General features: G+C 63.0%; 6 protein-coding genes. 5 read left to right on the plus strand and 1 reads right to left on the minus strand.

All coding sequences use genetic code 11. From position 1 onward, the window contains the following. The first annotated feature begins 107 nt into the window (after positions 1-107). The 5 genes from OZ411_RS27410 (at position 108) to OZ411_RS27430 (ending at position 4,405) form a co-directional block, all read left to right on the plus strand. Positions 108-569: a MarR family transcriptional regulator gene (locus OZ411_RS27410; protein ID WP_130582151.1), complete on the plus strand. Its 462-nt coding sequence runs from the start codon at positions 108-110 to the stop codon at positions 567-569. Positions 570-572: 3 nt separating this feature from the next. Beyond that, positions 573-2,630, plus strand: coding sequence for an FUSC family protein (locus OZ411_RS27415; protein WP_282530458.1), 2,058 nt, complete (start codon positions 573-575; stop codon positions 2,628-2,630). Further along, positions 2,627-2,836, plus strand: coding sequence for a DUF1656 domain-containing protein (locus OZ411_RS27420; RefSeq protein ID WP_130582149.1), 210 nt, complete (start codon positions 2,627-2,629; stop codon positions 2,834-2,836). Before OZ411_RS27415 ends, OZ411_RS27420 begins: the two co-directional genes overlap by 4 nt. Next, on the plus strand, positions 2,833-3,741 hold the full coding sequence (locus tag OZ411_RS27425) for an HlyD family secretion protein (protein ID WP_130582148.1): 909 nt from the start codon (positions 2,833-2,835) through the stop codon (positions 3,739-3,741). The genes OZ411_RS27420 and OZ411_RS27425 overlap by 4 nt, the downstream gene beginning before the upstream one ends. 268 nt (positions 3,742-4,009) lie before the next feature. Continuing rightward, positions 4,010-4,405: a DUF930 domain-containing protein gene (locus tag OZ411_RS27430; protein ID WP_282530459.1), complete on the plus strand. Its 396-nt coding sequence runs from the start codon at positions 4,010-4,012 to the stop codon at positions 4,403-4,405. A gap of 155 nt (positions 4,406-4,560) precedes the next feature. Here OZ411_RS27430 and OZ411_RS27435 read toward each other — a convergent pair whose 3' ends face one another. Further along, positions 4,561-5,601 (minus strand): alpha/beta hydrolase, encoded by a 1,041-nt coding sequence (locus OZ411_RS27435; protein ID WP_282530460.1) that lies wholly within the window; start codon positions 5,599-5,601, stop codon positions 4,561-4,563. Positions 5,602-6,000 lie beyond the last annotated feature (399 nt).

Below are 6,000 nucleotides of genomic sequence, written 5' to 3' on the forward strand. Positions count from 1 at the left end.
GCCCGTCGACGATCCGGGCCTTGTTCCCGGTTCGCTTTTTCGTGAACGCGAATACGTCTCCAGACCATATGGTTGCAACCTAATCATTAGTATCCTATCTATTGTCCATGATTCTTTCCCAAACAACGATTCATGCCGAAATGGGTTTGCTCATCGCACGGCTTGCCCGGCTGTGGCGTCGCGAGGCCAACCAGGCGCTTGCCGATCACGGTCTGTCGGAGGCGACCGCACTTCCCCTGATGGTGCTGTCGCGCCGGGGCAAGAGCGTCCGCCAAGGTGAACTCGCCGAGGAGATGGGCATCGAAGGTCCTTCGCTGGTCCGGCTGATCGATGTGCTGCAGGCCGAAGGGCTGGTGGAACGCCATGAGGATTCCACCGACCGCCGCGCCAAGACCTTGCATCTCACCCCGATGGGCGAGGCCAAGGCCAACGAGGTCAACCGGGTCTTGCGCAAGGTCCGCGCGTACCTCCTGAAGGACATCGGTAGCGACGAGCTTGTGGCGACCTTCGAGGCGCTGCTGAGCATCGAACGGCGAGCCAATCGGTTGCGCGAAGCCGCGGCGGCCTGAGCCGTGCGTTCCGACCAATCTTTCCTGGTCCGCCATGCGAACCTTGTCTTTGCGTTCAAGACCTTCCTGGCGGCGGCTTTGGCGCTGGTCGTCGCGCTCTGGATCGACTTGGCGCGTCCCTATTGGGCGATGGCGACCGTCTATATCGCCTCCCAACCGCTAGCGGGCGCAACGAGTTCCAAGGCGCTCTCCCGTGTGCTGGGAACGGTGGTTGGCGCAATCGTCAGCGTCATCCTAGTCCCCAATCTCGTCAATGCCCCCGAATTGCTCTGCCTGGTCGTTGCACTCTGGGTCGGCCTTTGTCTGTATTTGTCGCTGCTCGAGCGCAGCCCGCGCAGCTATGCCTTCATGCTTGCCGGATACACGGTAGCGCTGATCGGCTTTCCCGCCGTCTCGGACCCCGGCAGCATCTTCGACACTGCGCTCGCGCGCGTCGAGGAGATCACGCTCGGCATCATCTGCGCGACCCTGGTGTCGACAATCGTATTCCCGCGCAGCGTCGCCCCCGCCGTCGCTGCCCGCGTCAACAATTGGCTGTCCGACGCAAGTCGGCTCAGCCAGGATGTTCTCTCCGGCCGTGGCGCCGAGCGGGTCCATCGGGCGCAACGCTTGCGGCTGGCGACCGACGCCGTCGAAATCGACGCGCTCGCTGGTCACCTGGCCTATGACCGCTTCGCGGACGCAAATGCCGTCAGCGGATTGCAGGCGCTTCGCCTGCACATGCTGATGCTGCTGCCGCTCCTGTCCTCGATCACCGATCGGATCGCAGCACTTGGCGGCCGGTTGGGCGAATGCTCGCCGCAATTGCCGCGGCTGCTTGATGATCTCGGGCGCTGGCTCGCGGCTGACGCCGGCGAACGGCAACCGGCCGATGTGCTGCGCGCCGCGATCATGTCACTGCGGCCGAAGCTCGATGCCCATTCGTCCTGGGATCAGGTCACGGCGGCGAACCTACTGATACGCCTGCGCGAGCTCGTCGATGTCTCGGATGATTGCCGGGCGCTCAACCGCGCCATTGCCGTTGGCAAGGACGTCTCCGGCCTTCGGCTGGCATTCCTTCCTGAGGCCAGCATTGCTCCGGCGCGACACCGCGACCATGGCTTGGCACTATGGTCGGGGGCTGGCGCGGCTTTCGCGGTTCTGGTCTGCTGTGCCTTCTGGATCGGGACAGGCTGGGTGGACGGCGCATCGGCCCCGATGATGGCGGCCATAGGCTGTTCCTTCTTCGCCGCGCAAGATGATCCCGCGCCCAGTATTCGCAGCTTCGCATGGTGGTCACTGGCCTCGGTCGCGGTCGTCGCCATTTATTTGTTCGCCATCATTCCGGCAATCTCCACGGTCGAGGTGCTAATCGCGGCCCTGGCGCCGTCCTTCATCCTGTTCGGCGTTCTGATAGCGCGGCCCCGGACCAACTTCATTGGCATGGCGCTGGCAGCCAATTCGGCCACCTTGCTGGCGCTGCAGTCGACTTACGACGCAGACTTTGCGAGCTTTACAAATGCCGCCATCGCATTGCTGCTGGGAATGGCGGCGGCTGCGGTCATTACCAGGCTGGCGCGGTCGGTCGGAGCCGAGTGGGTCGCGCGGCGCCTGATGAAAACCAGCTGGGCGACGCTAGCACTCACGGCAGAGCGGCGCGGCAAGAACGACCGGGCACGCTTCGCCGGGCTGATGCTGGATCGCCTCGGCCTGTTGGTCCAGCGCTTCGCCGTGATTCCCGGGGTCGATCGCCGCGACGTCGACGGTCTGACCCAGCTCCGGGTCGGCCTCAACATCATCGATCTGCGCCGGGCCCGTCACAAGCTGACGCCGGCGACGCTCAGTGCAATCGACGACATGCTGGACCAGCTTGCGCTAGCGTGTCGCGAACACGTCTCGGGCCCGCTGCCGCCTGAACTGCTCAGGCTGATCGATGTTGCGCTCGCCGAGGCGCTCAACGAGCCCGAAGACGGTGCCAGAGATGATGCGCTGATCGGCCTGATCGGCATCCGGCGCGGGCTGTTTCCGGACGCCTTGGCCTACCAGCCTCAATCACCTCATCCACGGAATCTAGCGGCATGAGATATGAGATCGATATCTATGGCGTGCTCGCGCCCGCGCTTCTGCTGTGGCTGATCATTGCCTATGCGTTGAGCGCCCTGCTGCGCAAGACCCTGCGCAAGACCGGACTTTACCGGCTGGTCTGGCATCCCGCGTTGTTCGACCTGGCCCTGTTCGTCTGCCTTTTGGGAGGCGTCGTCTATTTGTCTTCGGAGTATCTGTCGTGAAGAGATTTTTCTTCGTGCTTGGCCGTCTTGCGCTGACGGGTATCGCTGTCGCAGCGGCTGTGAATGTCGCGATCCATCTGTGGGACTACTACGTGGAGGCACCATGGACGCGAGACGGGCGGGTGCGCGCCGATGTCGTCCAGGTCACGCCTGACGTTTCGGGTTTGGTCACGGACGTCCTGGTGCAGGACAATCAGAAAGTCCATCGCGGCGACGTCCTCTTTCGCATCGACCGCGCCCGCTTCGCGCTCGCCTTGCAGCAGGCCGATGCCGTCGTCGCAAGCCGTCGCGCTGCCCTCGATCAGGCAAATAGCGATTTGAAGCGCTATCGCACGCTGACCACCGATGCCGTCTCCCAGCAGAAGCAGGAGCAGGTGCTGGCGACGCAGCAGCAAGCCCAGGCCGGCTACGACCAGGCGGTGGCCGATCGCGACCTTGCCCAACTCAATCTCGACCGCAGCGAAGTGCACGCATCGGTCAACGGCACGATCTCGAACATGAATCTGCGTCCCGGCACCTATGTGATGGCGGGCAAAGGGGTGATGGCGCTGGTGGATACCGACACGCTCCGCGTCGAGGGTTATTTCGAGGAAACGAAGCTGCCACGCATCCATGTCGGCGATGCTGTCAGGATCCGCCTGATGGGCGACAAGGGGCGCCTGACCGGACATGTGGAAAGCATTGCTGCCGGCATAGAAGATCGTGACCGGGCCGAGGGGACAAGCCTTCTTGCCAACGTCAACCCGACCTTCAACTGGGTTCGTCTGGCGCAACGTGTCCCCGTGCGCATCGCTCTCGACCAGGGAGCGGGCCAGGCCGAACTCGTCGCCGGCCGCACGGCGACGGTCGAGATCGTCGGGTCGACCAACAACGGGCTATCGAGGCGTGCCGACGCTGCTCGCTAGAGCATGTCCTCACAAGCGGCGCTATGGATTGCTTCGCTGCGCTCCCGAAGCGGCGCGCGGCAACGCCGCCGCCGAGATTATTGAGAGCAGGGGCTTTCCCACTGGCATCGACAGCGAGAAGCTAGTAAGCGTGCGCCATGTTCTACGCGACGCGATGCCGGACGAGCCGCTTTATGGCGGGCTTGCCCGCGCTGGACCGCCCCGACCGGCTGCAAGCCGGGTCAGGTGAGCGGTACTCGTCGACCAACCTCGCGACTGCTTGAGAAAGATGAACATCCCAACCCGCCTTACGCTTTGTGTTGCCCTGGTCGCCACGCTTGAATGCGCTCCGGCGACAGCCAAAACGATTCAGCAACAGTTGCTGTCTTTGGACCCGCAAACACGTATCGAACAGCGCTGCAATGGACGGGCAGCGGGTTTGATTGGACGGGAGCACAGTGCTTTCAAGCCGGACGAGGTCGTTGCTTATGCATTTGCCGAGCCCGCGCTGAAAGGAAATGCGCTCCAAGCGTCTGGAGCGGCCATCCGAAGTCGGGGACATTGGTACCATCTTTCCTACGCGTGTCGCGTCACGTCGGACGGGCTCGGCATCGAGACTTTCAGCTACAAATTGGGGGCAGAGGTTCCTCGTGCGATATGGGCCGAACATTATCTCGTCCCGTAGCTAACCGACCAAAGGCGAAGGAGATCACAAGCGGCAGGAGTCTTTGTGGGTGCTTGTTGCGGGATAGATCAGATCATGATCCGATTCCGTCCAATCGGATCATGATTTGGCGCCGCGCCAAGGATGGTGGGTTACGCCTTGTGGTTTCGCCTGCGCTATTTCGTCAGCATCGCTCCGGTTTCCGGATGCTGCAGCCATCCCAGCACGGCGTCGTGGAAGCGGGCCGGGGCCTGGATTTGCGGGGCGTGGCCGAGGTCGGGGAATTCGATCAGTTGTGCGTGCGGGAAACGCTTGGCGGCCTCCTTGCCGAGCACGGGGTAGTTGCCGAGCTTGGGGCGAACGTCCGGCGGCGCGAGGTCCTTGCCGATGGCGGTGGTGTCCTTGTCGCCGATCAGGAGCAGCACTGGCGTGGTAATGCGCTCGAACTCGTAGAACACCGGCTGGGTCGCGATCATGTCGTAAAGCCGCGCCGAGCTCGATGCCACGGTCTCGCGCCCGGGGCCGCGATATAGGCCGGCCAGCATTTGCACCCAGGGTTCGTACGATGCGTCCCAGGTGTTGGCATAATAGGTCGCGCGCTCATAGGCGCGAATGGTGTCGGCGGTCACGCGCTTCTCGCGCTCGTTCCAGCCGTCGAGGCTGAGCCACGGCACGCCCTTGGCCGCCCAGTCCTCCAGCCCGATCGGATCGACCAGCACGAGCTGATCGACGGCCGCCGGATACATCAGCGCATAGCGCATCGCCAGCATGCCGCCGGTCGAATGGCCCATCATCACCGAACGCTCGATGCCGAGTGACGCCAGCAGCGCGCGGGTGTTGCCGGCGAGCTGCTGGAATGTGAATTGATAGCGCTCAGGCTTGCTGGATTTGCAGAATCCGATCTGGTCGGGCGCGATCACCCGATAGCCGGCCGCCGTCAGCGCCTTGATCGAGCCTTCCCAGGTTGCGGCGCAGAAATTCTTTCCGTGCAGCAGCACGACGGTGCGGCCGTTCGGATTCGACGGCTTCACATCGAGATAGGCCATCTCCAGCTCCTGGCCCTGCGAAGAGAATCGATAGCGCTCCACCGGGAAGGGGTATTCGAAGCCCTGCAGCTCCGGTCCATAGGCCGGCCCGTCGTCGGCAGCGGAGGTTGGTGAACTCAGGCTCACGGCGATGGTCAATGCGAGACCGAACAGGGTGGCAAAACGGATCATCGGGCAATCCTGCAGATTGGAGTATCAGGCGGTCTCGGACTAACGCAGCACTGTGACGCTATCCAGAAGGCCTGCGATGATTTGTTTGTGATCGATCGGGAGATCGGCCGACTGCTCACGCCGTCATTGCGAGCGGAGCGAAGCAATCCACGTCTCCACTTGCGGCGCTATGGATTGCTTCGCTGCGCTCGCAATGACGGTGTGGATGCAGTGGGTGCGACATAACAACCCGACGGGCAAATCAGCCAAAGCCTGTCTACCCCTCGCGCAAAAAACATTCCGCTTCCTCCGTCGGGCAAATCAGTGATTTAACTTCGCGCGTCTCATCCGAATGAGGGGCGGCTCGCGATCGTCACGAACGTTGCGGTGAGATGCGGTGGACGCGATGCGTGCGACTGA

Origin of the sequence: Bradyrhizobium sp. Arg237L (assembly GCF_029990105.1) — a bacterium.
Taxonomy (GTDB): domain Bacteria; phylum Pseudomonadota; class Alphaproteobacteria; order Rhizobiales; family Xanthobacteraceae; genus Bradyrhizobium.